Source organism: Pseudomonas fortuita (assembly GCF_026898135.2).
Classification (GTDB): domain Bacteria; phylum Pseudomonadota; class Gammaproteobacteria; order Pseudomonadales; family Pseudomonadaceae; genus Aquipseudomonas; species Aquipseudomonas fortuita.
On record NZ_CP114035.2, the window covers coordinates 3935742 to 3959760 of the forward strand.

Genomic DNA, 24019 nt, shown 5'->3' on the forward strand with positions numbered 1-24019 from the left:
AACCGATGGGCTAATGGCAGGGGCTAAAGCACTGTGATCGCGCTGCCTGCGCCGACCCGCTGCCACGGCAAACCCAGTACCAAGGCTTGAAGTTGCTCGTTATCGAGTTCGACTTCCGATCCGTGACGGATGCCGGGCCAATGAAACTTGCCTTGGTTCAATCGTCGCGCTGCCAGCCAAATGCCCACACCGTCATGCACCAAGACTTTCATTCGGTTGGCACGGCGATTAGCGAAGAGGTATGCGCAGTGCGGCTTCGCCACACCGAACACCGCGATCACCCTGGCCAGCGCGGTCTCGGTACCGGCGCGCATGTCCATAGGCTCGGTGGCAAGCCAGATGGCATCGATCCGAATCATTCCAACAGGTCTCGCAGAAAGGTGGCACAGGCGACAGCGCTTTCGGTCGGCCAGTTCACTTTGACGGTGCCACGCGGGTGCTGGATTTCAATGCAGATACTTGATGAAGCTGCCTGCGAATGTCCTCCGGCTAGCGGCAAGGGCACTGGAATGAAAGCAGGTTGCAGCGCCATGGTTTTGTTCGTGAGTACCCTAATCCATTTATGTACGAGGTTCGCGTTAAGGCTGTGCTTCTGCGCGACGCTGGCAATCGATGCGCCGGGCTGGGCGCACTCTTGGACAACTTGGGCCTTGAAGGATTTTGAATAGGAACGGCGTTGTGACTGCATGGAAAGACCCGCTTAAAAGGCTAGAAATGGTGTCCACTTAAATTAGGTGGACACCATCGCCTTTGGCGTCGGGGTCAGGAAGGTGAGTTGGCCGGACGGTTACGAACAATGTCCACAGAAGAAACCACATTCACCGTCGGCAAAACCACCTTCTATCAGGGTGAAAACCAGACCCATCCGCTGTTTCGCATTGAAGCCGGTATCCCTTGCCAGAGCGCGCGGGAACAAGCATCAGAGCTGATGGGCTACGCAAGGGATATGACCTTGGATGGCTTGATGGAAGACAAGCCACAGCTGATTTGGGCCTCCCACTACCTTTGCGCTTTGGCCAAAGCGCTGATGGATGATGCGGAGCTGGGGATGATGAAGGACCGCTGACAATTCACAGTAGATTTTCTCTATGTGGAAGCAGTCTTGCGTCGCAAGAGGGCCGCGCTGCGGCCCTGTTATCTATCAGGAACATTACTCACCCACTTTCGAATGTTCCAAACTAACATCCAGTTCTGGGCTTTCTTTACTAGCATCCTTCAAAGCCACATCAAGAATTTCGATTTGGTAGCGATAACGGGCCGCAAGACATCCCAACAATATCGCCCCTATTGAAAAACCAAACAAAAAAGCCCCAACCCAAAGCAGCAGGGTATTACCAAGATTATCCAGCGTGAAGCCTGCTGCGAGTGTCTGCCCAACCCAGTTCAAACCACCAAATTCGCCGACAAACGAGTATGAGGTCGCCAGCAGACCAACGACTGCTGTTTTCTCACCAAAAAATCTTCCTGAAGTAGCATTTATTCGGCTGACTCGCCTTTCCAACCAAAATCGTGCGTCCTTCAATACAGGAAGTCCATAAAACTCCAATTGACCAGCCAGCTTATGCTCATGGCGCACATCCTCACACAAGCTGTTAAGGGCTAGCGCTTTCCATTTCCGCAGCAATACTAATGAGGCGATCATTGGAATTATTAAAGCAGCCAGAGCCAGAATCGTAGTGAGTAGAAACATCACAACTACAAATATTTTGGCTGCCACGGATGGAGGCTTAACATTGTAAAAAAATACGAACAATCCGTTTGCGAGTAAAAAAATAAACGAAAAACCTAGGCACCCATTTGCGATTAACTGAGATCTAGCCTCTACATCGGTGCGGCGGACTTTACGTGGTTCACAGCGGCTTAATACTTCTAAAACCTTGAGGGTGTGATCAATCGACACTGACATTGCTCCTCCATGATTTCCAACGCAGGCATGCTCTAAAGCCAACTGACGCTAAGCACATAAATTAAAAAATTTGCTTTACTAGCGGAAGTGCTCGCGGAAGCTCGCCCTGAAGTCCAACGGTTTTAGGTAGAGCTGGTTCGACAAGTCACCTCGCAGAATGAAGAGCTTTGGCTCACCGCTAAGCTGGAAAACCCGATAAAGATAAAACTGGCCCCCTGCTTCCACAGAGAACTCCAGCTCATTGTGGCTAACGATGAATGAGGATGCGATCCCTCCATTCGTCGCCTTCACCTCGATATAGCGATGGAGAGCAGGGCTTTCGAACGAGAGAATGTCGTAGCCGGCGCCATCACCTTGAGTATCCGAGATCCACTCCAGCCTCTGGAACAACTCTGGATGACCAATTTCAGTCAGGCGATGCTGCTCGTAACCAATTACCCAATCCTCCCCCAATCGGCCCAATTTACGATTCGCTTCGTCCCGAGCGGCGTGGTCAAGCTTGCGCGGTAGGCGTTGTCGTGGATGGGTCGGCACAACGAGTTTTTGCCTCTCCTCCATGACCGGAGACTCGATTAGCACAGCGGAGTAAGTTTTCTGTGCCGGAGTTTTTACCTCCTCCAATGCGTCAACGATCTTGCCCACATCTGTGGAATGTCGAAGCACATAATCCTGGACAGCCTTGCGCAACAATAATTGGCTGTTGCCACGCGGTTTGTAGCCCTGAATGAAAGGCAGGCCCATGCCTGCGAGAATGGCGCTAATGTTTTGATGTTTGAGCTCTACAGAAGCTTTGCTTCGCCCCCTGAGCTGCTTGCGCAAGACCTCGTTGTGGCCGGACTTGTTGAAGCCCACGCCATCAGCTTCCAAGCGCAGCATTTCAAAATAGTCCACGACTGTGGCGTGGACTTCATCCTCCGTCCAATCCTGCCCGGTTCGTGTAACCTCAAAACCCAAGCTCCGAAGCAGCGGAACTACGGTCATTTCACCGCCTAAGAAATCATCCGCCCCGAGCACGCCTTGAGTAGGAAACTGCTTACCAAAGGCAACACCCACAATCGCCTTGGAATCACATGGCTCGCCAGTTCGAGGGTTGCGGACCATGTAATCCCTAGACTTATCAAAGCCGTATCGCTTGAGAAACGCCACACGCCCCAAACGCGAAAACTCATCCATTGCAGCCTGTACAGCGGCGGGGCTTTTCAGTAGGGAAAGCTGAGTCACTAACTGTGCGTCCTTGCGGCAATTTTCTCCGCCACTCTCAGCTTTTTCCTACGCGAAATCAAGCCAGCAAGGCATCACGGCCTGTGAACTAAGGCTTTTGGACCCATCGCGGACGCTCAGCCCACACCATCAGAAGGGCCCTGAGCGTGTTCCTACACGCTTTCTAACTTCCCTTGCGAACGTATGGTGCCCGGTGCCTGCAATAAGGCCGAAATGATAGCTCAAATGCAGTACGGCTCCTCCGCGACCACGGGATGCTCCCGGGAAAATCCCTGGTGCTGCGAGCCAGCTCGTCTAGTGCCACCCGCCTGCTAACGGGGCAAGCTAATTATTTGTGGCGATCCATTCAAAAGATCACCTCTGCAGCGTTCATAGATACCATGTTTCACATTCCGCATTAAGCACGGAAACGCGAAAAAGCCCAGTCGTCACCGACTGGGCTTTTCCGTTTCAATAATGGTCGGGACGGAGTGATTCGAACACTCGACCCCTTGCACCCCATGCGTGCAGGACACACCTAAAGCCTTACGGATCAAGGCCTTGAGCGGGCGCTCGCTGCAAACGGTGCCGCACTGTGCCATACCCGATTTCACCATCCCCCGAAAATCTCCCCACGGGCTCCGGCCTGCATCCGGCGTTCTGCCGACCGATTCCCTTCCTTAATATAGCTGCTCACAGTCGACGGTCATGATCCCTAATGCTGTGCGTGACCACACCCCAGACCTCGAACCGGTCCCCTTCGAGAATGTACCTGGACGGGTACTTCGGGTTTTCCGACATCAGGACCACCTGCCTGTCACGGATGACCATGCGCTTGCAGGTGGCCTCTCCGTTGACCGCGGCGATGATGATGTGGCCGGATCGCGCCTCGACTAAGCGATCCACTACCAGCAGATCACCCGTGTAGATGCCGGCCCCCTGCATGCTTTCGCCGTCCACCTTGACCAGGTAAACGCTGGGGGCACGCAGGTGGAGCAGTTCGTCTATCGACACCTGCGGGTGTTCGGCTTCAAGTGGAAGGGTTGCGCTCATATCGGCTGGCCATTAACTGTATATGGATACAGTATCTTATGGCAGCACATGCCGGGGCAACTGCCGATCGACGGGCTAGTGAAGCGGAGGCAATTCCTTGCCCCTAGCCTTGGCCACAGCGCGAAGCTGGTAGTCGGAGACCGCCTGGAACAGCGACTCGGCGAGCAGTCGCAGGCGCTCGATCTCTTCCGCCGGCGCGCCATAGTCCTGGGCCTCGTGATAACGGCGCATGGCGTCGATGGCCTGCTGAATCAGCGGCTCGCCGGCCTCTATCATCCCTATGAAGGTGCGCTTGTCCACTTCGATGCCCTGCTCACTTGGTCAGGCCATTATAGATCGACTCGCACGCTAGCCCAGCTATTCGGCTTCGCTCAAGCGCTGCTGCGCAGCTGCCCGCCATTTGGTCAGCTTCTTCAAGCAATCCCCCGAGCACCACGACGGCAGAGGCTCCTGCCTGGCGGTGCTGGGCAGCGATGGTGTCGCAGGTGGCTCCGTGCCCGGCCCGCAGTCGGGAGATTTCACCCCGCAGCCCGCCAGCAGCAGACTCAGCAGCAGCGGTGCGGCCTCGGGCCAGTTCCAATTCTTTTCGTGCACTCTCGCCCTCCTCGTCCGCCAAAGCCTGGCGGCGCTGTTCTTCGGTTCTGGCCTGGGCCGCTGCGCGCCGGTCGCGCTCGGAAACCTCCAGTCGGTAGTCGGCCAGGGCCTTGTCGGATCGGGAGGCTTCGGCGCGCGCATCAGCTGCAGTACCATCAGCTATCACAACCCGGTACTGCTGGCCGCCGGCAACCAGTACCAGGGCGATCAGCCACCAACACCAGGCCGGCACTGCGGCGAGCCAGGTCATACCAGCGCCCGCCGAATACCCTCGTCAATGATCGCGGGCGTGTACGGGTTTCCGCCGTTCTCGTGGATGATGATGCTGACGACCATCCCGCGGAGCGTGGCAGCATCCTTGATGTTTATCGGGTCGGTGGCGCGCACGCCTAGGCGCTTGGCCACGGCACCGGCGTAGGCCTGGGTGTCGTTTTCGTTGCTGGGCGCCCAGCGGCTGATGGTCTCGAGCACCGTGTCGATGCCCTTTCCGCCCACGCCCGGCATCCCATCCTTGCCTCGGTAATTGATCAGCAGCTTGCCCAGGGCGCGGATGCCGTTCTCGGGCGTGTCGAAGATAGCGAACCGGCCGCCAGGCTCCTTGCCGATCTGGCCCTGCCAGTCGTTGCGTGGATTGAAATCGATGTTGCCGGGGTTCCGATTGCGGACGCCGCGGGGTGTGGTCATGGGTTTTCTCCAGACGAAAAAAAGCCCGCGCGCGGCGGGCTCAACGATCAGCAGGCCTGTCAGGCTGCAGCTGCTTCCATCAGCATTTTTTCGAGTGCAATCAGGTTGTCGCCAGAAAGCGCGGATTCGAAGGCGACAAAGGCGTTGGACGACATGGCCCGCGATACGACAGATGTCGAGGCACCGGCTACTCGGATAGCGCCCATGTTCACCTCAGGCATCAGGCCAAGGGTTTTCACCGTTTCGTTGGTGATCGACCACATTTCAGCCCCGTTGTAACGGATGCTGATCTTCCCTGCGGTTCGGTCGTAGATGAGGACGAATGCGGTTAGTTTCGCGGCGCTGAGCTTCTGCGGCCAAGCGGCAGAGGTGACCTCTGACACGGTGATTGGCCCGATGTTGACCGTGATTGCCCCTGATCCGCCGGCGTTGGAGTAGATAACCCACGGTGCCGGGTTGTCAGTGGTCAGGCCCTGGGTGATGCTCCCAAGCCCAATGTGCAGGTCGCACACCAGGCCGATGGTGAAGGAGCCGGCAGTGTTGAACGAGGCCATGGTCAATGCTTGGGCCAGCGCATTCACCTTGTAGCCTTTCTTGCCGTTGATCATCGTCACGAAGTTGGCACTTGGAACCGAAGCACCGTAGGTCGGGATAACGGCATCAGTAATGCGGTCGAGAATTACACCGGTGGATACATCCCAGTCGAATAGGCCCGGCCAGTGCCGGCGCCCTTCAATGTTGGCCACATCGATTTCAGCCTGGGAGACGTCCAGCTTGGGGAACCCGGCAACGGAAGCAGAGCCAGGAAAAGTCAGAATAGAGCGGGCCATCGTTAGAGCTCCAGGGCAAGGGAGAAGGCGCAAAGCCAGTTGAATAGGGGTTTGTTGTCGTACCGCGAGTAGTCACGCATGTCGGTGTCTCGGATGCAGCCGCGACGCCCAGACCCGTTTTGTGGGGAGCTGAGGGAAGGCTGTAGGGCGTAGGTCAACACGGTTCCCGCAGTGACGGCGGCAGCGGTGCCAATCACCAAGGTTGCGCCATCGGCGCCAACTGCGACCGAGGTGATGGTTCCCGCAGAGAGCAGGAAACCGGCATTTCCGGGGTCTTTTACCGTTTCGGTGTCGAGCACCAGGTTGCCAATCGGCCCGGGAGTTCCGGCATTGCCGTTGGGCAGGTTGTTCATCTTGAGGGTGATCGTTGAACCCGACACCGAGGCCGAAGCCACCTTCAGCGGCTGCCACTTGCCGCTGACCTGGGTCAGTCGTTCCGCGCGGGCCTCCAGCTCGCCCATCTTGGCGTAGCCTTCGGCAAGCATGTGGTAGGTATCGAAGTAGCCATAGGCATACTTCGGCCCAACCATAACGATGTTCGGGTTATCGTTATGGGCCTGCAGCTGAGCCAGCGGAATAGCCGGGATGGTTCCGGTTTCACCGGTCAGCATCTGGGAGATGAACGCGACCGGTGGAACAGCCTGACCAGTAATCGCGACGATGTCGGTACGATAGTCGCTGATCCACTCGGCCAGCATCGCCACGTACTCGGCCTGGGTGGTGCTGATCTGGCTCTCGCCGTGCACGATCGACAGGCTCGGTACCTGGTAATCCCACCCGTTGGCGTCCGCGATTGCCTTGGCTGCGGTGACGTGGGCAATTGCGTTGGTGTAGGTGGTAGTCCCCTTCTTCAGGCCGGCATACGCGGTACCACCAAGAGCCGAGATGCTGTAGAGCATCCGCGGGTCGATGGATGATGTGCGCTCATGCCAGCGCCGGTAGGCCAGCATGTAGGAAGACGCCGGGGTCTCCGCTGCAACGCCTGCCGCGTACTCGCGGATCGGGTCAAGCGCAGTCGCGCCAACCCATGAAGTTGGCCGTGGCCCACCAGGCAGGGTGAATAGCTTGTCGGCATACCCGGCCAGCGTGTATGGCGTGAACAGACGCCCTGTCTTCCCGTCGATAACGATCGTGCCGTTCGGGTCCAGGATGATCCCGCGCGAGCCCAGGGCGAGAGACTGCCCGGTGACCAGCTTATGCAGCAGTACCTGCCCATCGCGCAGGATGCGGCCATCCCTCACGATAGAATGTGGCTGTGGTGCACCACTGGTGGACTTGAGCGCCTTCACCATGTCAAAGGCCACGGCCTGGGCCGCCAGCCAGGTACCGACAGAGGTAAGCTGTCGAGATCCCAGCGGACCGTACTCCCACACCTGGCCATCAACCAGTCCAGCCATGGTTTTCGGCGCAGGCTTCTGGTTCTGCTCTTCGATCACCTTCGCGTCATAGCTGGAGCTTGGCGTGATGCCCGAGGACTGCGCCCCAGATTGCATCATTACCGACGATCCAGACATCACCAAGGTGTCGGCGGTGAAGTTTTTGCTGCGAGGCCGCTGCAGTGGAATCATGGGCAGAATCGGGGTGCTTCCGAGCATTGCGTTTGCGCCTCGGCGGTCTTGTGGGCCTCTTGGAACTTTCTGGTCGACTCCAAGCAGGACCTGGGCGCCGCCGACCCCGAAGATCAGCGGCGCATTACCGGTTCTTTTCCCGCGAGGGCGGACCTGGGCGCTAACCAGCTTAAGGAGAGCCTTAATGTCGCTATCCAAAGCCATCTGAGGCGATGGCTTCACCCATGCTCCCGATTCGGCATCCCATTGATAGAACCCATTCAGGGATGCAACCGGATCGGAGTGAACCCAAGCCAGCACGCCGTCGTACTTCGGCGTGTAGGCAAGCATCTCGGCGTAATCGTCGAAACCCTTGTTCCCAATATCCTCGCCTAGGTCAGCGGCGGTCTCCTCCATCTGGGAGATGGCAGCAGCCTCGGCAGCGTCCACGGCAGCGACGGACTCGTCTATATCCTCAATTCCGGCATCTGCCGCGGCGTTGACCCTGGCCTTGGCATCAGTCACCGTCGCCCCGATCTCGCTCTCGGCTGCCGTGGTCAGGTTGTGAAATTTTTGCCAGGTGACCCGCGGCCTGCCGAACCGGTCAAGGAACGAGTCCGCCGTGCTGTTCATCCCCTCGTCAAAGTTTGTCGAGTTGTCGAACAGGTCCCGTGGGTCGCTTGAACCGAGTGGGTTGTTGGTGTTGTTAGCCATGTTTTCTCCGGGCACAAAAAAGCCCGCACTTGGCGGGCATGCTCGTCAGGGTCCGGTCAGGCCGGCGGGAATTGGTCGTCGTAGGTGTAAACGCGGGCGTCGTAGGGCATGCCCTTCATTGCCACGTTGCCGTTGGCGGGGTCTGAACTCGTGATCAGCGTCGGGTAGGCCCAGCGCGAGGCTGGGCCGAACAGGATGTGCGGCGGCTCAAGCGGGCCATCCACCACGGGCACAAAGTCCAGCGCTGCGACCGATGCGGTGTAATCGTCAACTCGAACTGCATCCCACGGCCCAGACAGTGTTCCATCCAGCCGCCGTATGCCTATCAGGTTGGCCTCGGTGAAAGACCAGTCCAGCGGCTCGGAGCTGTGTAGCAAGGTTCCCGACCCGATTACCGAGAAGTCCAGCAGGATCGCGCTCTGGCAACGCTTAGGGGCGTCGTCCGCAACGGCTGCAAAGCTCAGGTAGCCGCTGTTGCTGCCGTCCATTTCGGTTTCCCAGGTGTAGATGTCCGTCCGAAACTTCTGGTGGCCACGCCGGCGCATGCCGACCCGCCATGCCCTGGCCCTGTCGCTGACTCCAGGCATCTTGATCTTCTCGACCTTGGTGCCGAGGTCGCCTGGCCAGCGGCACTCGACCGTCTCCCACGCCCAGGTGGTGCGAGAGAAGAACTCCACATCCACCCCGTCGAAGTCGTTGATCGACGGCATGGCGCCGCTGATCTTCAGCATCTTGGTCATATTCTGGGGTGAGTAGGTCTGGGTTTTCGGGCCGTAGGTCACGTCGAACGCGGCCCGGGCGCTATCCCGAACCGGACGCAGCAGGCCCCGGAATGTGACCAGCTCAGCGAATCCGCACGCCAGCGCGTTGTTGATCATGTCCTTGACGGTGATCGTCGAATCCAGCGTTTCGTCGTAGGTGTCGCCGCGGGCCACGCAGATGTTGTGGAAGGCCTGCCACTCGGGCAGGTCCAGGTCATCATCCGTGTACCCGCGCTGCTTCAGCTGGTAAATGCACCATGGCACGATGTCGCGGTTAGGCCCGGTACCACCCTCCATCAGTGGCAGGATTCGGGTGGCCTCGACGCTGACCTGGCTTTCCGACTGCGCTGATAGCCGGTCACCACCCCGGATATTGCAGGTCATCACAGTGAGGCCTGGATAGCTGGTGGGCGAGTTCTGCATCCGTCCCCGCAGGTCCGTCCAGGTGGCGTCATCCCGCGCTTCATCGTTGATACGTCCAGGTCGGTCCACATACTGCTTACGGACGCGGGCCTCAGCGCGCATTGCGTACGGCAGCGTGATGCGCTGCGTGAAGCCCTGGGCATCCAGCGAGCCGCCGACGTTCACGTACTGGATCTGCGTCCAGGCACCGGCCACGTCCAAATCGCGGTACTCGAACACGTAGTAGGTCGGAATCTCGTATATCTGCCCTTCCCGGCCGATACCAGCCAAGCCGTTGGCGTAGGTGACCGTCCACTCCAGTTCGGTGACCTTCTCGTTTTCCGGGCAGCAGGCAAATGGCCCCCGGTATCCGCCCTGCAGGTTTGAAGCGTCCAGCGTAATGAGGCCATTGACCGTCTGCATGGCGTTGAATCCAGGCCATCCCGCATCGGTCGAGCCGGACGAGGTCAGACGCTCCACCTCGAGCAGGCTCGTGCTGAAGGCCGTGATCCGGTAACGCAGCCCGCGTGGGCCGATGGTTGCCAGCCCCTGCCCCAGCGCCAAGCCAACGACCGGCGAACCACCATCATAATCCAGCGTCATTTCCGCTGGCTGCTCCGGAGTGCCGCTGGTGGTTGCGGTGCCAGTGACCCCTACCGGCGAGGAGCCGAGGATCGTTGAAGCACCGGTGGCAGAGATGGCCTGGCCACTAAACGGTGTCAATTCCACGAAACGCAACCGACCACTGCTCTGCTGCGCCTCGAACGGCAACCCGCTGAGCTGAGTGTTCAGCGCTGATACCAGGCCGGTCAGATCGGTTGTGGCCGTGTTAAGCGTGACGGGATAGGTAGAGCTGCCGCGCACCAGGTTGAACGTGAGTGGCGTGACATTGAAGTCGTAGCGGGTTGGCGCCGCCGATCCGGTGCGTGTCGATGCTGTGCCAGGATTGGCCGGTACCGCCGGTGTGTATGGAGTGTAGCTGTGCACCACGTACAGGCCCGCGTTCGCACCGGCTACCTCGATGAGCATGCCCGCCGTGGGGTTCAACATTTCCAGCGGGCCACGGATGATGTCGCGCCCGGCGCCGCCATCGATCACCGTGTAGGTGTATGGCGAGAGCACGCGGATGATGATCCCATTCGACCAGTCGGCCGGGAACTGGCCGGAACCGGCCGGCACGCTGATCGTGTCGCCAACAAACTGGTACGCCGATGCCGTGGCCGACCTGGTGAGGTCGGTGGCCATGGTCAGTTCCAGGCCGGCCGACCCACTGGAGCTGGCCCCGACCTCGGGCACGTTGAACCAGTTGATGTGCGCGGGATCGGCCGACAGATCAGCGCCTGGCGGGTAGATGGTGAAGGTCGCGTCTGACCCCAGGGAGATCAGCGGGGTCTCACCCACCTTGACCTTGGCCAGCGGGACATCGTACTCGCCCTCGCCGATGTACAGCAGCATTTCCACCCGCTGGTCACGCGGTGCGACATGCGCCCGGCGGGGCTGGGCCAGGTAGGACGGATAGACCCGCTGGTGCCCTGCGATCTGGCGCACCGGCTCGCCCAGCTTGACCTTGTTGCCCTTGGCGCTGGCTTCGGTCAGGGGGTCGCCCTGCTGAGTGCCGGCACTGGAAGGCATGCCAGGCATCTTGGGCATGATCGACTTCAGCACCGCCTTGGCGCCTTTGAACAAGGCGAAGGTGATGGAGAATGGGTCGGTGCCCTTTGGCTCGCGGTAGATCTGCAGCAGGTCGGCAGGCTTGAACTTCACCTTGTGCCACAGGCGCTGCTCGATCACCTCATCGTTTAGGACAACGCTGATCGGCGGGCTTTCGCGACGCTCATACGAAGGGGCCAGGGACTTCAGCCACTCCTCGATCGACATGCGGCGGTCGGTCTTCCAGGTGCCGAGCGGCGCGGTGTCACTGAGCTTGTTCGGGTAGAACTCGATCACGGTAATAGACCACCTTGGGATGAGCGGCTTCGAACTCGCCGGTTGTCCGGAGGCATGCGCCACCGGGGTTTGTGTCCAGCACCTTCAGCCGGCCCTCGCTTTCCACCACCACGCCTACGTGCAGGCACAGCGCGCCGCGGAACACGGCGGCGATCGCGCCAGGCTCGGGCGCGCATTCCTCCATGCCCTGGCGCAGGTCGTGATAGGCCTCGGTGTTGGCCCTGAGCTTGTTCTTGCCCACGGCTCCCAAGCTCGGCAGCAGCGGCAGACCGAACACCTGGTGGCGGACTGCAATGCACAGCCCCCAGCAATCGAAGGCAATAGGCCCCCGTGCACCCTCGCGATAAGGGGCGCGCATGAATTTGTCGATCATGGTTAGAGGTACGTCAGGCCAGGTGCCAAGGATGGGGTCAGGACGGTGCGCAGACCGTTGGTGTTGAGCAGGTCGAAGAAGCCGGCGGTGAGCTTGGCCACGTCGTCCTCATACTCCCGGCTGAGCAGCGTCATGCGGTACCGCTCCTGCGGAAAAGACAGGTCTTCCGCCAGGTAGCGCCGGAAGGTGATGATGAAGCGCTTGTCGGCAGCCTTGGCCGCCTCCACCACCTCCTGCACCTCGCCGGTTACGTTGTCCAAGCCAAGCACCAGGTTCTGGAACGCGCTGTTGTCGTTCCTGGGCAGGGCCAAGTCCATGGCCATCGCTATGAAGGTCAGCGTGCGGCCGTCCTCGGTGGTGCACACCCGGTCTTCCCAGCCCGAGCAGTAGAGGTGGGAGACAGTGCCACCCTCCTCCCGCGCCTCGATGGTGTCGACCAGCTCGCCTCTGCCCGAGGCATAACACTCCTCGATCAGGCTCATGCTTCAGGCCACTCCCTGTTGATCGCCAAGTCGATGATGTCTTTGTTCAGCCAGAACTGCGGGAACTGCTCCCAACCCTCTGGAATAAGTTCTCGTTTCTTGAGCTCAGCTCCGATGGAGTAACGCCACCGCTTTATCTGCGTCAGTTCTACCCTGCCGTAGATCCCAGTGAAGTGAATCGGATACTTCTTGAAACCAGCCGGTAACTGGAGCGGCATTTCCAGCCACTCCATTCCCTCATTCAGGGTTCTCGAATACCATGCCTCGAAAAAGCCGGCCTCAGCTTCACTGAAGTTGAAGTTCAGCGTCAGCGCTGAAGGCACGTAACTACTTATCTTTCGGTAGCGGCGTCTGCCAGTCACCATTGGGGTAGCTCGTATAGGGTCGACTGTCGTGTAGCCATACCCATCTTGCAGCGGAAGTGGCAATTCTGCCGGGTATTGAATCATTGCCATTCCTCAGCTGAGGTTTGCGTTTAGGTGAGAGGGCTGAGGCCCAGCGCTTCTTCAATGCGGGCAAGGCGCCGCTGCAGCAGAAGCTCTTTCTCGTCGGGCTGAGAGGGCTCAGGGTCGGGCACAGTGGCGCCCGGCCCGTTCTCGGCCTCTTCGGTTTCGGTAGTCATAAACTGCTCTCAGATTGGGCTTGGAGAGAATGTGGTATGAGCTGAACAGCGCCCATAAAAAAGCCCCGCTTTAACGGGGCTTCTGCTTACTCCTTGGCCATCAACTGTCCAAGGCTGTATCCGGTGATTTGGCTGATTCGCCCGCGCCACGCAGGACCATTATGCTTTGACGATGGGATCTGTCCGGACGGGCTCCAGAACTTCGCATCAAGCAGATGAATGAATGCCGTGTTATGCGCTGGGCTATCGGAGGGCTCGTAGTAAGAGCCTCCCATCTCACGGAAGAATTTCCGCGTGGCGTCTTTGCCTTCTTCTTTGACGCCTTTCACAATTTCCTCTGTGTAGGCGTCAAAGAACTTACTACCGGAAACAAGCATGCCGGAAATCAGGCCTCCACCAACCCAAAGGGTTATAGGGATAGTGAAATCCTGCGTGCGGTTGGCATGAGTCACCAGGTGCTGCAGCAGCCAATCCCGGTCAATGTTGTCCGAAATTGGCTCTAGAGGGGCAAGCTTTGAAGATTCCTGTTCCATGTGAAAACCTCAATGAAGGATTTTCCAGTCTAACCATCTGAAATGGCCATATGCCACTCAGAAATAATCAGTATGGATTCCTCTTCCATCCATATGCTGCCTCGCCCGCATCAACGACGGGGCCGTACCCAGCGGCAAACTCGTCAGCGATCTGCTCCTTGACGGCCTGCACGAGCACCCTCAGGCGCCCGTCCGGATCGGTCCTGGTCTCCACCTGACTCTGGCTGTAGTTTTCAATGGTGACCTGATGGATTACCTGGTTGGTCTGCGATCCGCCGCTCTGCGCCGAAGACTGCGTCGTAACAGCCGAACCTCCGCCGCCAACCACCGATACCCGCTCATTCGAGTTGATCGCTTCGAGCAGAGCGCGGTTGCGCTTGGTCGCCGCCGCATTCACCACGAACTCGCCGTCGCTCAGCCTGGCCATGATGCTGTCGGAGGTGCCGGTACCGGCGCCGGACACGTAGCCGCCGGTGGCGAAGCCAGGAATCACGGCCAGGCTGGATGCCAGGGCCGTGGTCGAAGTCAGCGCCGCCGCCGCGGGCACGGAGTTGGCGCCCAGCGTTGCAAGGGATGCCATCGCCGCCGCCGGCGCCCAAGCCGTGGCCGTTGTCCCGGCCAGGATCATGCTCTGGCCAGCCGCCGCCGTACCCAAGGTGGCGTTTAGCGCCGCATTCAGCGCCATCTGCACACCCATCTTCACGAAACCCGCGAGGATGTCGCGCACGACGTTACCGGCGATGTCACCCAGGTTGCTGAACGACAACTGCCCATCCATGATCGCGTCGGTGATGTCGGTCGAGATGTTGTTGAACGCGCTGGAGAAGATGTACTCCGTCTGCCCGGCGATGTCGCGCGCCTGGTTGCCGAAGTTCTGAACCGCCGCCGTCCACCCGTTGATAGGGTTGAGCATGGCCTGGTCCATCATCGCCCAGCCCTTCTGCAAGGCTTGAAGCCTGGCCGGGTTGGTATCTTCGAGGATCTTTATCTGCTCTTGGATGGCTGCACGCTGTGAGGCGTTCTCCGCCAACCTGAGGTTGTCCTGCAAGGCGATGATCTCATCGTTCATCTGCCGCTCGAGCTGAACTCGCTGGCGGTACCGGTCCGCCTGAAGATCTCCCATGCCAACAGAGTTGGCTTCAACCCTGTAGCCTTCCTCTTCAATGGCCAGCCGGCGGTTCACCTGCGCTCGATACTGCTCCGCAGCCGTGAGCCCTTGGGCACCCTTTAACGCCGCGGCATAATTGATCGAAGCCTGGGCCAGCGCCTTGCTGTACTCCTCCTGCGTGATCTTGCCCTTGGTGAGCGCCAGGTCGAGCTGGCCCTGCTCCTTGGTGAGGGCTCGGGCGGCCTGGGCTGCTGGGTCGTACTGGCCGTATAGGCGGGCGAAGGTGTTTTCGGCCTCGGCCACGCCACGGTTGACGTTCTTCGGAGCGTTTTTCTTTGCCTCGCGGGCTTTGATGTCCGCTATTTCCTGCTCGATGTTCTTGCGGGCAGTGGCGTACTTTGTCTCTTGTTCGGAATTGAAGCCGCCGGCCGCCATCGCATCGGCGCGGGCCTTGTCGAGGTCCTCCAGCTGCTTCTGCAGCTTCTGGGTCTGGGTCTGCGCGGCAGTGAACGTCGAGTTGATCAGATCCACGCCTTTCTTGCCGGCGTCTTGAACAAATCTGTTGGTATTGCCTTCCCACGCCTTCCAGGCTTCGTCGGCAATACGGCCCTGCAGTTCAGTGGCTCGCTTTTCCAGCGCCTTGAGGCTGTCGGGGTTTACGCCCATAAGGCTGCTCGCGGCAGACCCGTACTTGCTTATGGACTTGCGTGCCTCGGCGATCTGGTTATAGACATCGGCCAGTTCCTGTTCAGGAGTGGTCTTTCTCCCAACATCAAGCATCGCATCCCAGGCTTTCTTGGCGAAGCTGCCAAGGGATTGCCAGGCGGACTCCAGGGAGCCGAGATTGCTTTCCATCTCTGCCGATCTGGAGCTCAATGCTGTTGCATACAGATCCGTCGCCGCCCTTGCGGCATCGATGGTTTTCCCCTGCTTTTCCAGAGAGATGATGTTCGCGTACTGGCTGGCAGTGAGGAAGTTGAGCTCTGCGTCGAGCTTCTTCACTGCCTCAACTGGACCTTTAGCGATCTCGTTGAAGGACTGAACTACCTTGGTAACGTCTTCCCCCGTCTGCTTGGTCCAGGCCAGTGACGCTTTTGTGATCTGCGCATACATGGGGGTGAGAGCGTTGCCGGCCCCGGCAAGCTGCTCGAGAACCTTAGACGCTGCGCCAACAGTCGTGCCAGTGTTAGCCACCTGCTCGGCAAGGTTGGCAAGTTCGCTGTAGCTCGTACCTGCTGCGTTCCCATTCCTGGTAATCGCATCAGTCAGTCGATCCGACTCTTCGGATCCCTTGTAGTACGCCAGAGCCAGTGTGCCAGCTGCTGCGGCCGCCACTGTGAACGGATTCACCAGGCCAAGGACGTAACCACCAAGGGCCTTGGCCGCAGGTAGAGCGCCGCCGAACATATCCTTGAGCTGACCGCCCTGCTGCAGGAACACCGTGAGCGGCGCTTGCCCGCCCTGAAGGCTAACCGCGATATCGGTAAATTGAGCAGGCACTCCACGCAATGCTGCCTGGTAAGCCTTGGCCGACATTCCAGCCTTGTTCATGGTCGTGGTGGTTTCGCCGAGAGCTTCTCGCATCGTATTGATGCGCTGGGTGTACTCGACGAATGTGTCGCTCTCGACGACTCCAGCCTTCTTCAGCTTGGCCAGCTTTTCCTGCATGTCATCAAGACGGCCCAAGGCGGCAACCGTGGGGTTGATCTGACCCAGCAACTGGGCGAGCTCTTTGCGCTGATCATCAAGGCTACTGCTCACACCATCGGCAGATGAGGCCGCTGCATCGCCGGCCCTCTCCATGCGCTCAAGGGATGATGTTAGGTCGTCCGCATTGCGCTTCGCGCCCCTCGAGTCGATCGTTACCGCCAGGCGGGATTCCTGGGTCATACCTTTCTCCGGGCATAAAAAAACCCGCCGAAGCGGGTCTTGTATGTGTTTGGTGTTAGCTCACCACTAGGGAGCTGCCACAGTGCTTGCACTTGATGGCTTCCACCTTGATATCTTCAGCGCAGAATGGGCAGGTTTTTGTGGCTGCGGCAGCCTGTTCCACTACCGGCGCCTCTTTGTTCGGAGCGGCCACTGCAGGTGCCGTTTCTGGCTTTTTGAAGGCCCATACCAGTGCGACTACCCAGCCAATCAGCGACCAGCCGAGGAACAGGTTAACGAGCGCAATTGAGGCGATATTGGTGTGCCCGCGCAACTTAGCTTCGATCGTGGGAAGCATGTAAAGCAGCGGCACGCTGATCAGCCCAGAAAACACGACGAGCTTGCCAAAAGCATTCAGCTCATTAGCTGGTATGGTCCCCATGCCCAAGCTGTAAGCAGCCAGAAATGCCAAAACCACGAATCTCACTGCAAACATAAACTCATCCCTGTATGAACGTATGGCTGGATGCTAGCACTTCATGGGTGCACGGACCAACGGATGGCCTGAGCAGCGGCTACTTCTTGGACCTGACTTTTTCACCCTCTTTTTGATTCTGCTCATCCCACCGCCGGCGGAACTCGTCGTCCAGGGCGAAGATGGCGGCGTCGAACTCTTCGCGGCATATCACAGAGGGGTAGCGGTCGAGGTATTCAGCAATGGCTGCCGGTGCGATCGGGGCCGGAGCCCCCATCATTCCGACGTACTGCCTGGACCTTCCGATATGCCCGTAGGCCTCAAGGATCTCGGCGACCACGTCGTCGATCTCTGGGGGCTCCTGGGCCTTGAGGCCAAGGCGCTCATGCTTCCAGCGCTTCTTCTCGTTCTCCAGCCCGGCCCAGTCCCTACCCCAGCGATATGCCGCTACTGCTTTTCCGCAGTGGCCTTGGCCTGCTCCTCGATGCGCTTGGCAATGTCCAGGCCGGTGCGCAGGGCCAGGAAGTAGATGCTTGGCATCTGCTCGATCAGCGCCTTGCACAGCTGCGGGGTGTACTTGGCCGGCTCGCCCGGGCGCTCTTCGACGTCGATACCCTGCCAGTCCTTGATCAGGTGCTTGGTGGCGAGGTCGATGAACAGATCGTCGTCGGTTTCGAGCTCAACATCGGGGATGGAGTCGATGGTGAAGCCTGCCGTGCCCACGCCAGCTTGCTGATTCAGCGCGGCGAGGTGCCGGCGGATTACGGCTTGGTGCGACTTGTAGATTGGGTTGGCAATGGATGCGACCAGAATCGCCGCCGTGTCCGGGCCCTGATCGCACTTCACAGCCAGGCCACCCGGGCCGACCTTGAAGTGCACCCAGCGCTCGCCGTTGATATCCAGCTCTGGTTTTCTCGCAATGGTGATGCCCATGGTATTCCTCTGCGGTAAAAGGCCCGACGCACACCGCAGGGTGCGCCGGGCAAAGGGTTAAGCGGTGACGGTGACAGCGCTGGTGTCGGTCTTGGTGCCGTCTGCGACGCTGGTGGCCGTGATGGTGGCGGCGCCGACTGCCAGAGCGGTGACCAGGCCGGTCTCGCTCACGCTGGCAATGGTCGGGGCGGAGGTGGTCCAGGTGACTTGCTGGCTGGCACCGGCCGGGGTGACCACGACTTCAAGGTCACCGGTATCACCTACTTCCAGGCTCAGGGTGGCCGGAGTGACATCCACAGCAGCCACAACGATCGGCGCCGGCAGACGGGTGATGGTCGGGGCCACGCGGCGGGCGGTGTAGTTCAGCTCCACCTGGATGATGTCGGTCGATCCGCCATCAGGCCAGTCTGCGGTGACTTCCATCTCGGGGATCAGGAACTTGTAGCCGCCGTCGGCGTTGCCGATGGTGAATTCCAGGCTGATCGCGTCATTACCCTTCTGGGCCTTCCACAGCTCGTAGGCCATCCTCGACCAGCTGATGGTGATCGCGCCGGACGGGGTGAAGGTGGTGGCAATGATGTTGCCCGGGTACGGGTTGCCGTTGCCGATACAGCGCTGGGTCTGCACGTTGTTGTCGAACTGCAGGTTGAAGCTGTCGACGCAGGCGTTGCCCTCGCCAACCTGGACCCCGTTGATACGCAGGCCGCTGATGTCTTTGAAGCTGAACCGCCGCTGGCTGGACTCGGGCTGGGCGTTGACGATGAACGACGTGTTGTCGCCCTTGTCATCCCAGGAGCGCGCCGCCATGGTCATGGTGACCGTGACTTCGTTGTCGCCTGGGAAATCGAAGTTCATGTTTGCGACTTGCACGCCACGAGCAATGGCCGAGACACCGATATCGGTCGCGTAGGATGCGATCGAGAAGGTGATGCGGTCGTCGCCCATGGTCAGGACGTTGCCGGCCCAGTCCTTGCCGAAGCAGGAGGCCATGAAATCGTCCAGTGCGCCAAAGCGCCATTTGGTTTCGATATCGCCGCCCACGTCCACGGTGGTTTGGGCAGTACCCTGAGACATGCGGGTGAAGCCGATTTCGTTGTTCTCTTCCGAGTTGAAGGTCGGCATCAGGCCATTGCTGATGCGGGTCAGCACCTTCCAGTCACCGGCCGGCGTTACGCCTGGCGTCACCTCTTTGATGGAGGCAAGCTGTACTTTTGCACCGCTCGACATGGGGTGTTTCTCCTATGAGTAGGCGTAAAAAAACCGCCATGTGGCGGTGCATTGGTCGGACTCTGATCAGGCCGCGTCGAGCCCGAGTGTCATTTGCAACTGGTCGCGCCAGTATTCGACCTGGTGTTCCAGGCCTGGCTTCTTGTTGCGCCAGCGGGCCAGCTCACGACCGCTCAGGCTTGCAACGGCCTTCGCGTCGTCCAGAGCACGGCAGGCGCGGTCAAATTGCTGCTTCTCGTTCAACTCGCCGCGCAGCAGGGCATCAATGTGTAGGTCGGCCCAGACGGCGAACTTCAGATCCAGCCATCGAGCAAAGGCCACCCCCAGCTTCGGATGCAGCCAGGTGCCGCTCTGGTAGCGCCCGCGGCGAGTTTCTAAAAGTGACTCAGGATCACAATTAAGCGCTTCGGCTAAAACACCCATGTACTGCTTGGTTTCGTCCTGCTTCAGCCAATCGACCGGGCGTTTACCGAATCGCTTGGCTACATCAGTGGCATTGATCCAGCCATCGCTATTGAAGCGAACAGCCTGGCCTTGGTAGTGAAACGGAATGACGTTGCTCTCGATCATCTGTGACACCTCGTTCATCAGGCGAATAGAAACGCAGCCGGGGCGGACGGATGAACGAACATCCACCGTTCGGCTGTACGGGCCTAGGCTGCGTGTTTGGTTGCCTTGCGGCAGAAATTGGCGGGCTCAGTAGGCCCGGTATGGGAAGCTGACGTTGACCTGGTACCAGCCATGGCCGTCATCGCCGATCGTGCTGGCCGAGGCTGCGTAGCACTCAAACGGCCCAGTCGGGTCGCTGTAGAACTCGAAGTGCTGCACCAGCGTGTCGGCGGCCTTGGTAATGGCCAGCGTGCCCTTGTAGCTGGGCACGAACAGCTGAATCATGATGATGCCGGTGCGGCGAACGCAGGGGCCGATCCCGGTCTCTGTGGCGCTGGATAGCCCGGGCACATCCGCGAGCCTGGCCCAGATTGGCTTACCGGCAGGATTGAAAGGCCCCTGTAGCGGGTTCGGATAATCGATAGCGTCTGCGGGAATGCCCGCCCACTGCGTCATGCGGCCAGTGACGATGGCCCGGATCTGTTCGAAGGTCATTTGTCGAAGGCCTGTGTCGCGCCATAGAAGGCGATGCCGTAGATGCCCGCCGGCGCCTGACGTGAGTGGCCGTCCTCGAGCGCGCCGGCGTATACCAGGTTGTTCTGGATGTACGTGACGGTGTAGGGCTCAAGCCCAGACAGCACGCTTTCGCCCTTTGCGACCGTCTCCCGCCCGCTCTTGTCGTAGGCGTCGAGGGAGTAGTAGACAGGCGAACCGATGCTGACGATGTTGTTCGCCAGGAAGCGCCCGGTGTCCACAGGAGCCCGTAGAACGATCTCCCCAAGCATTGCCAGGGTGATCGAGCGATGCCGCTCGGCCAGGGCATCTTCCACCAATCCGATGAACGCCGACGGCGGCACGCCCCAGGCGCGCCCTCCTCTCTGCCTGGCCATTACGCCTTCCTCAACTGCAGATCATGGTGCACGCCCGCAGGGTCGCCGCCCACACGCACGATTCGATAGCCCTTGGCGGGCATACCGAGGATACCGACGTCGTCTGTCGTCTCCACCAGGTGGCCGATGTCGGGGCGGTCGGCCACTTCGTTGGTCAGCGCGATCAGCTGGATGTCGCCGAACTTGATGTTCAGCCCGTCCACGCGCTTCTCGTCGTACTCATGGAAAACTCCACGTCCGGCGTAGATCACCGGTTGCGCCGTAGTTTCCTCTGTCACCGGATCGGTGACGCCGGGGCCCATGTACTCGCCGGTGAAGGCGGTCACAGACTCCGCGAAGACGTCATCGAACAGCTCCCCGAAGATTTCCTGCATCTCGTCGCGCATAGTTCGCCCTTATGGTGTACCGGGCCTGGCACCGGCAGTTCGCGGTTTCGTCCCATCCTGCGCCCAAAGCGCGGTCGCCAGGGTAGCGCAGCAGCGCGCCTGAGTTGGTGCTGAACGGCTCGCCCAGTGTCCGGGTCTGCCCCTGCATGCCAGCGTGGCTGTTGCGCACCTTTTCGTCTCGCCTGGTCTCCCAGTCCTTGACGATGGCTTCCCGTGGCAGCCCGCGCTCGACCAGCTGCTCATACACCCGGTCACGGCCAGCGCTGAATGACTCAAGCGCCTCGGTGCGAGCGATCATCTGCGCATGGGTCTGCAGCAGGCGGTCGGCGTAGCGCCCGGCGATGCGGTCGACATCAACGCTGGTCACCGGCGTGCCGTTCTTCAGCGCCCGCATGACCATGGCGTCGAATCGCTTGTCGCGGCGGGTTCGGGTCAGGTACTTACGCAGTTGCTCAGGATCACCGCTGCGCAGCTGGGTGCGGGCATCGGCCACGTATTGTGAGAAGTTGCCAGGCAGCCCGACCGTGCCGCCTGTGCGCCGACCGGTTTGCTTGCTCACGCGGCCAGCCAGGTCCAGGGCGATCTGTCGCGGGCTTCGACCGGCCTGAAGACCTGATGAAACCGTAACGCTGATGCCATCGACCTGATCCAGGGCCATTTGTGCCTTCAGGTTGGCAATGTGCTGCGCCAGCCATGACTGGGCGCCATCGGCATTCACATCCAGCTCCTGCCTGCCCAGGCTGCGCGGTACGCTGCTCGCTTCTGCCTTGGCGCCGGCCATATAGCCCGAGCGGATCAACTCCATCAGTGCAGCGAACACCCCGACCGCAAGCATATCCGCCAGGGCGGAATCGTCTCGCGTCGCGATGAGGCGCTCGATCTCGGCAATGGTGGCCGCGTCCAGCGTTGCCCGAATCTGGTCAAGGTAGGCTTTGGCCATGGCCGGCTCCATGCCCTCAATCAGCCGGATGAGTTCTGCCTGATTCACACGACCACCACTGCCGGCAGCGGGCACCGCAGCACCATGATTGGCGCCAGGATGTCGTTGATGATGCCGACGACGGGCTTGTTGGGCTGCCCGTCGACATCCTCAGGGCCGAAGAACTCGGTTTCCAGAGGCCCTACCTTGGCCCGTTTCACGGCCTTGGAGGCGACGTAGTCAGGGTTCAGACTGCCCGGTTTCACCAGTTCACGCAGCGCGCCTTCGTAGACTGCCTGCTCCACCTCTCGCGGCACTGAGCCAGCGTCGATTGGGTCGCCGTTGCGGTCTGTAGCGCCTTCGCGCGGCCATTGCAGCGCCTGGGCCCTGCCGCCAACCTTGCGCCCTGGGAAAGACAGGACGCAGCCTGTGGTGGGCAGTTGGGTGCCAAGGCCGTCGATGTAGGCTGATGCCCGCGCCAGTGCCGCTTCCTTGTCGGCCTCAGCAGCAGCCGCCCAGGCGGCATTGCCACGGGCCTGGTGGTAGGCGTCAGCGCCAGCCACGGTACCGTAGTAGTCAGCCATCATCGCTCTCGAATAAGTGGGCGGAGAACCGCCCGGGGTGTATTACGGGTGCTTGGCCAGCTCGGCCTGCAGCTCTTCCAGGGTGACGTCGTCGCCGACCTCGATGCCCTTTTCCTTGAGCTTGGCGATGGCATCAACCTTGGCCTTGGCCTCAACTTCAGCCAGGCGCTTCTGCAGAGTCTCAGGCTTGGCGTTGGCGCCAACCTCGATGCCCAGCGCTTTCAGCCTGGCCATCAACTCTTCCTTGCTCAGCTCGGTCGTCTCTCCAGCCTCTACCACCAGCACGCCGGACTCGACGTAGAACCCCAGATTCTGACGCTTGCTGTAGTCGACCCATTGCGGCACATCGATAGTGCCGCCAGGAGGCACCACGGAGCCGTCAGGGAGGCCGATGGGGGTCTTGGTATGGGTGTTGGTTACCTTAGCCATGTGACCCCCTTAGATGCCGTCGGTGTAGCGGACTTCAGCAGGACGGCGAACGTCCACGCCGCCCAGGCGGAAGATGCCCGGGACTTCCCAGCGGATCGGGCCGGCCTGGTACACGGGCAGGAAGCGATGCGGCATCGGGATGTGCATCTTCAGCACCGACGGGTCGCGGCGGTAGGTGATCATGCGCGCGGTGCTACCAGCGCCGGCGGTGTCCAGACCATTCAGGCCTTTGATCATCAGCGGACGACCGGTCTGCGCGGTGTACACGTTGTTGCGCTGCAGGTAGGTCAGGATCGATTCCAGGCCTTGGTCGTTCACCTTGCGGGTGGCCAGCAGCAGGAACTTGCTGTAGGGCAGTAGCAGGGTGTCGGAGAATGCGGTGAACAGCGTGCCCTGGGCCTGCACGGTCAGTGCCGTGTTGACGTCGGCCAGGATCTGGTCGGCGGTAGCGGTAGCCCAGTTGCCGGTCACAGCGGTGCCGGCGGTGACGCCTGGGAAGTTGAACAGGCCCGAGAAGCCTTTCGACGAGTCACCCAGAAGGGCAACTCGGTCGACCATTTCCTCATAGGCCCGGCGGGCGGCCATGGCGTCGTCAGCGGTCAGGTTGATGCCCAGCATCTGCGCCTGGCTGATCTCTTCCAGGCCGTAGCCGTAGCCGATACCAGCCATGTGAATCTGGGTCTCGAACTTCGAGCGTTCGGTGCTGGCCAGCGGGATGTCATCGGCGTTGCCGTTGATCCAGTCGGCCTTACCGACCTTGTCAGCCGAGTAGTAGGTGACAGTCTTGATCCACTCTGGGGCCGAGGTGTCGACCGGGATCAGCTGCGGATACTGGATGTCCGCATAGACGATCTCGTTCACCTGACGCTCGATGTACGAGGTCTGGGATACCACGAAGCCCAGGGCGGCCTGAGCATCGAGGAGCTGAATGTGTCGCATGGT

30 protein-coding genes are annotated in these 24019 nt (G+C 60.2%); 1 reads left to right on the forward strand and 29 read right to left on the reverse strand.

Going from position 1 to position 24019, the window contains the following annotated elements; all coding sequences use genetic code 11:
- Positions 1–23: 23 nt before the first annotated feature.
- Positions 24–359, reverse strand: coding sequence for an IS66 family insertion sequence element accessory protein TnpB (gene tnpB, locus OZ911_RS17925; RefSeq protein WP_009684097.1), 336 nt, complete (start codon positions 357–359; stop codon positions 24–26).
- Positions 356–688, reverse strand: coding sequence for an IS66-like element accessory protein TnpA (gene tnpA, locus OZ911_RS17930; RefSeq protein WP_009684096.1), 333 nt, complete (start codon positions 686–688; stop codon positions 356–358). Before tnpA ends, tnpB begins: the two co-directional genes overlap by 4 nt.
- A gap of 108 nt (positions 689–796) precedes the next feature.
- Between tnpA and OZ911_RS17935 the strand changes: the two genes are divergently transcribed.
- Positions 797–1066, forward strand: a complete 270-nt coding sequence (locus OZ911_RS17935; RefSeq protein WP_023048730.1) for a DUF3077 domain-containing protein — start codon at positions 797–799, stop codon at positions 1064–1066.
- Positions 1067–1150: 84 nt separating this feature from the next.
- Here OZ911_RS17935 and OZ911_RS17940 read toward each other — a convergent pair whose 3' ends face one another.
- The 27 genes from OZ911_RS17940 to OZ911_RS18070 form a co-directional block, all read right to left on the reverse strand.
- Positions 1151–1906: a YuaM family protein gene (locus OZ911_RS17940; protein WP_134792814.1), complete on the reverse strand. Its 756-nt coding sequence runs from the start codon at positions 1904–1906 to the stop codon at positions 1151–1153.
- A gap of 78 nt (positions 1907–1984) precedes the next feature.
- Positions 1985–3127, reverse strand: coding sequence for a protein NO VEIN domain-containing protein (locus OZ911_RS17945; RefSeq protein ID WP_023048732.1), 1143 nt, complete (start codon positions 3125–3127; stop codon positions 1985–1987).
- Positions 3128–3799: 672 nt separating this feature from the next.
- Entirely contained in the window at positions 3800–4159 is a 360-nt protein-coding gene (locus OZ911_RS17950; RefSeq protein ID WP_268968405.1) for a LexA family protein, read from the reverse strand.
- 75 nt (positions 4160–4234) lie between these two features.
- A complete protein-coding gene (locus tag OZ911_RS17955) occupies positions 4235–4459 on the reverse strand; it encodes a hypothetical protein (protein ID WP_268968406.1) in 225 nt (74 codons plus the stop codon).
- A 13-nt stretch (positions 4460–4472) separates the two neighbouring features.
- On the reverse strand, positions 4473–5003 hold the full coding sequence (locus OZ911_RS17960) for a DUF2514 family protein (RefSeq protein ID WP_268968407.1): 531 nt from the start codon (positions 5001–5003) through the stop codon (positions 4473–4475).
- Complete coding sequence (locus OZ911_RS17965; protein ID WP_191087610.1) at positions 5000–5437, reverse strand: structural protein P5; 438 nt, start codon at positions 5435–5437, stop codon at positions 5000–5002. The genes OZ911_RS17960 and OZ911_RS17965 overlap by 4 nt, the downstream gene beginning before the upstream one ends.
- 59 nt (positions 5438–5496) lie before the next feature.
- A complete protein-coding gene (locus OZ911_RS17970) occupies positions 5497–6267 on the reverse strand; it encodes a hypothetical protein (protein WP_191087609.1) in 771 nt (256 codons plus the stop codon).
- A 2-nt stretch (positions 6268–6269) separates the two neighbouring features.
- Complete coding sequence (locus OZ911_RS17975) at positions 6270–8528, reverse strand: hypothetical protein (RefSeq protein WP_268968408.1); 2259 nt, start codon at positions 8526–8528, stop codon at positions 6270–6272.
- A gap of 56 nt (positions 8529–8584) precedes the next feature.
- The gene (locus OZ911_RS17980) at positions 8585–11638 is read right to left on the reverse strand and encodes a host specificity factor TipJ family phage tail protein (RefSeq protein ID WP_268968409.1); all 3054 of its coding nucleotides are present in this window, start codon (positions 11636–11638) and stop codon (positions 8585–8587) included.
- A complete protein-coding gene (locus tag OZ911_RS17985; protein WP_268968410.1) occupies positions 11607–12011 on the reverse strand; it encodes a hypothetical protein in 405 nt (134 codons plus the stop codon). The genes OZ911_RS17980 and OZ911_RS17985 overlap by 32 nt, the downstream gene beginning before the upstream one ends.
- Positions 12012–12013: 2 nt before the next feature.
- On the reverse strand, positions 12014–12493 hold the full coding sequence (locus OZ911_RS17990; protein WP_197884321.1) for a DUF1833 family protein: 480 nt from the start codon (positions 12491–12493) through the stop codon (positions 12014–12016).
- Entirely contained in the window at positions 12490–12942 is a 453-nt protein-coding gene (locus OZ911_RS17995; protein ID WP_095114787.1) for a transposase, read from the reverse strand. The genes OZ911_RS17990 and OZ911_RS17995 overlap by 4 nt, the downstream gene beginning before the upstream one ends.
- A gap of 26 nt (positions 12943–12968) precedes the next feature.
- Positions 12969–13115: a hypothetical protein gene (locus tag OZ911_RS18000; protein ID WP_019751376.1), complete on the reverse strand. Its 147-nt coding sequence runs from the start codon at positions 13113–13115 to the stop codon at positions 12969–12971.
- A gap of 86 nt (positions 13116–13201) precedes the next feature.
- A complete protein-coding gene (locus OZ911_RS18005; protein ID WP_019751375.1) occupies positions 13202–13648 on the reverse strand; it encodes a GvpU-like protein in 447 nt (148 codons plus the stop codon).
- A 67-nt stretch (positions 13649–13715) separates the two neighbouring features.
- Positions 13716–16646: a phage tail length tape measure family protein gene (locus OZ911_RS18010; RefSeq protein WP_268968411.1), complete on the reverse strand. Its 2931-nt coding sequence runs from the start codon at positions 16644–16646 to the stop codon at positions 13716–13718.
- 55 nt (positions 16647–16701) lie between these two features.
- Entirely contained in the window at positions 16702–17121 is a 420-nt protein-coding gene (locus OZ911_RS18015; RefSeq protein WP_218192380.1) for a superinfection immunity protein, read from the reverse strand.
- Between the two features lie 79 nt (positions 17122–17200).
- Positions 17201–17440: a hypothetical protein gene (locus OZ911_RS18020; protein WP_095114781.1), complete on the reverse strand. Its 240-nt coding sequence runs from the start codon at positions 17438–17440 to the stop codon at positions 17201–17203.
- A gap of 107 nt (positions 17441–17547) precedes the next feature.
- Positions 17548–18033 carry a phage-derived protein YdaY family protein gene (locus OZ911_RS18025; protein WP_017147745.1) on the reverse strand — a complete coding sequence of 162 codons (486 nt, stop codon included), beginning with the start codon at positions 18031–18033 and terminating at the stop codon, positions 17548–17550.
- A gap of 57 nt (positions 18034–18090) precedes the next feature.
- Positions 18091–19260 carry a phage tail tube protein gene (locus OZ911_RS18030; RefSeq protein WP_268968412.1) on the reverse strand — a complete coding sequence of 390 codons (1170 nt, stop codon included), beginning with the start codon at positions 19258–19260 and terminating at the stop codon, positions 18091–18093.
- A 66-nt stretch (positions 19261–19326) separates the two neighbouring features.
- Entirely contained in the window at positions 19327–19830 is a 504-nt protein-coding gene (locus OZ911_RS18035; protein WP_232555087.1) for a KilA-N domain-containing protein, read from the reverse strand.
- 126 nt (positions 19831–19956) lie between these two features.
- Positions 19957–20364 (reverse strand): phage tail terminator-like protein, encoded by a 408-nt coding sequence (locus OZ911_RS18040; protein ID WP_268968413.1) that lies wholly within the window; start codon positions 20362–20364, stop codon positions 19957–19959.
- A complete protein-coding gene (locus OZ911_RS18045) occupies positions 20361–20759 on the reverse strand; it encodes an HK97 gp10 family phage protein (RefSeq protein WP_268968414.1) in 399 nt (132 codons plus the stop codon). The genes OZ911_RS18040 and OZ911_RS18045 overlap by 4 nt, the downstream gene beginning before the upstream one ends.
- The gene (locus OZ911_RS18050) at positions 20759–21145 is read right to left on the reverse strand and encodes a hypothetical protein (RefSeq protein WP_268968415.1); all 387 of its coding nucleotides are present in this window, start codon (positions 21143–21145) and stop codon (positions 20759–20761) included. Before OZ911_RS18050 ends, OZ911_RS18045 begins: the two co-directional genes overlap by 1 nt.
- Positions 21102–22085 (reverse strand): phage minor head protein, encoded by a 984-nt coding sequence (locus OZ911_RS18055; protein WP_268968416.1) that lies wholly within the window; start codon positions 22083–22085, stop codon positions 21102–21104. The genes OZ911_RS18050 and OZ911_RS18055 overlap by 44 nt, the downstream gene beginning before the upstream one ends.
- 44 nt (positions 22086–22129) lie before the next feature.
- On the reverse strand, positions 22130–22648 hold the full coding sequence (locus OZ911_RS18060) for a DnaT-like ssDNA-binding protein (protein WP_268968417.1): 519 nt from the start codon (positions 22646–22648) through the stop codon (positions 22130–22132).
- Positions 22649–22690: 42 nt separating this feature from the next.
- Positions 22691–23077, reverse strand: a complete 387-nt coding sequence (locus OZ911_RS18065; RefSeq protein ID WP_268968418.1) for a hypothetical protein — start codon at positions 23075–23077, stop codon at positions 22691–22693.
- Between the two features lie 9 nt (positions 23078–23086).
- A complete protein-coding gene (locus tag OZ911_RS18070) occupies positions 23087–24016 on the reverse strand; it encodes a DUF2184 domain-containing protein (protein WP_268968419.1) in 930 nt (309 codons plus the stop codon).
- Positions 24017–24019: the final 3 nt, after the last annotated feature.

Excerpts from the sequence above, each read along its gene's own strand:
- OZ911_RS18040 (WP_268968413.1), bottom strand. The coding sequence starts at position 20,364 with ATGACCTTCGAACAGATCCGGGCCATCGTCACTGGCCGCATGACGCAG.
- OZ911_RS18060 (WP_268968417.1), bottom strand. The coding sequence starts at position 22,648 with ATGGCTGACTACTACGGTACCGTGGCTGGCGCTGACGCCTACCACCAG.
- OZ911_RS18000 (WP_019751376.1), bottom strand. The coding sequence starts at position 13,115 with ATGACTACCGAAACCGAAGAGGCCGAGAACGGGCCGGGCGCCACTGTG.
- OZ911_RS18045 (WP_268968414.1), bottom strand. The coding sequence starts at position 20,759 with ATGGCCAGGCAGAGAGGAGGGCGCGCCTGGGGCGTGCCGCCGTCGGCG.
- OZ911_RS17985 (WP_268968410.1), bottom strand. The coding sequence starts at position 12,011 with ATGATCGACAAATTCATGCGCGCCCCTTATCGCGAGGGTGCACGGGGG.
- OZ911_RS17940 (WP_134792814.1), bottom strand. The coding sequence starts at position 1,906 with ATGTCAGTGTCGATTGATCACACCCTCAAGGTTTTAGAAGTATTAAGC.
- tnpB (WP_009684097.1), bottom strand. The coding sequence starts at position 359 with ATGATTCGGATCGATGCCATCTGGCTTGCCACCGAGCCTATGGACATG.
- OZ911_RS18010 (WP_268968411.1), bottom strand. The coding sequence starts at position 16,646 with ATGACCCAGGAATCCCGCCTGGCGGTAACGATCGACTCGAGGGGCGCG.
- OZ911_RS17950 (WP_268968405.1), bottom strand. The coding sequence starts at position 4,159 with ATGAGCGCAACCCTTCCACTTGAAGCCGAACACCCGCAGGTGTCGATA.
- tnpA (WP_009684096.1), bottom strand. The coding sequence starts at position 688 with ATGCAGTCACAACGCCGTTCCTATTCAAAATCCTTCAAGGCCCAAGTT.
- OZ911_RS17960 (WP_268968407.1), bottom strand. The coding sequence starts at position 5,003 with ATGACCTGGCTCGCCGCAGTGCCGGCCTGGTGTTGGTGGCTGATCGCC.
- OZ911_RS18055 (WP_268968416.1), bottom strand. The coding sequence starts at position 22,085 with ATGGCCAAAGCCTACCTTGACCAGATTCGGGCAACGCTGGACGCGGCC.
- OZ911_RS18025 (WP_017147745.1), bottom strand. The coding sequence starts at position 18,033 with ATGGGCATCACCATTGCGAGAAAACCAGAGCTGGATATCAACGGCGAG.
- OZ911_RS17990 (WP_197884321.1), bottom strand. The coding sequence starts at position 12,493 with ATGAGCCTGATCGAGGAGTGTTATGCCTCGGGCAGAGGCGAGCTGGTC.
- OZ911_RS17975 (WP_268968408.1), bottom strand. The coding sequence starts at position 8,528 with ATGGCTAACAACACCAACAACCCACTCGGTTCAAGCGACCCACGGGAC.
- OZ911_RS17965 (WP_191087610.1), bottom strand. The coding sequence starts at position 5,437 with ATGACCACACCCCGCGGCGTCCGCAATCGGAACCCCGGCAACATCGAT.
- OZ911_RS17935 (WP_023048730.1), top strand. The coding sequence starts at position 797 with ATGTCCACAGAAGAAACCACATTCACCGTCGGCAAAACCACCTTCTAT.
- OZ911_RS18065 (WP_268968418.1), bottom strand. The coding sequence starts at position 23,077 with ATGGCTAAGGTAACCAACACCCATACCAAGACCCCCATCGGCCTCCCT.
- OZ911_RS18030 (WP_268968412.1), bottom strand. The coding sequence starts at position 19,260 with ATGTCGAGCGGTGCAAAAGTACAGCTTGCCTCCATCAAAGAGGTGACG.
- OZ911_RS18050 (WP_268968415.1), bottom strand. The coding sequence starts at position 21,145 with ATGCGCGACGAGATGCAGGAAATCTTCGGGGAGCTGTTCGATGACGTC.
- OZ911_RS18005 (WP_019751375.1), bottom strand. The coding sequence starts at position 13,648 with ATGGAACAGGAATCTTCAAAGCTTGCCCCTCTAGAGCCAATTTCGGAC.
- OZ911_RS17970 (WP_191087609.1), bottom strand. The coding sequence starts at position 6,267 with ATGGCCCGCTCTATTCTGACTTTTCCTGGCTCTGCTTCCGTTGCCGGG.
- OZ911_RS18015 (WP_218192380.1), bottom strand. The coding sequence starts at position 17,121 with ATGTTTGCAGTGAGATTCGTGGTTTTGGCATTTCTGGCTGCTTACAGC.
- OZ911_RS18035 (WP_232555087.1), bottom strand. The coding sequence starts at position 19,830 with ATGATCGAGAGCAACGTCATTCCGTTTCACTACCAAGGCCAGGCTGTT.
- OZ911_RS17995 (WP_095114787.1), bottom strand. The coding sequence starts at position 12,942 with ATGATTCAATACCCGGCAGAATTGCCACTTCCGCTGCAAGATGGGTAT.
- OZ911_RS18070 (WP_268968419.1), bottom strand. The coding sequence starts at position 24,016 with ATGCGACACATTCAGCTCCTCGATGCTCAGGCCGCCCTGGGCTTCGTG.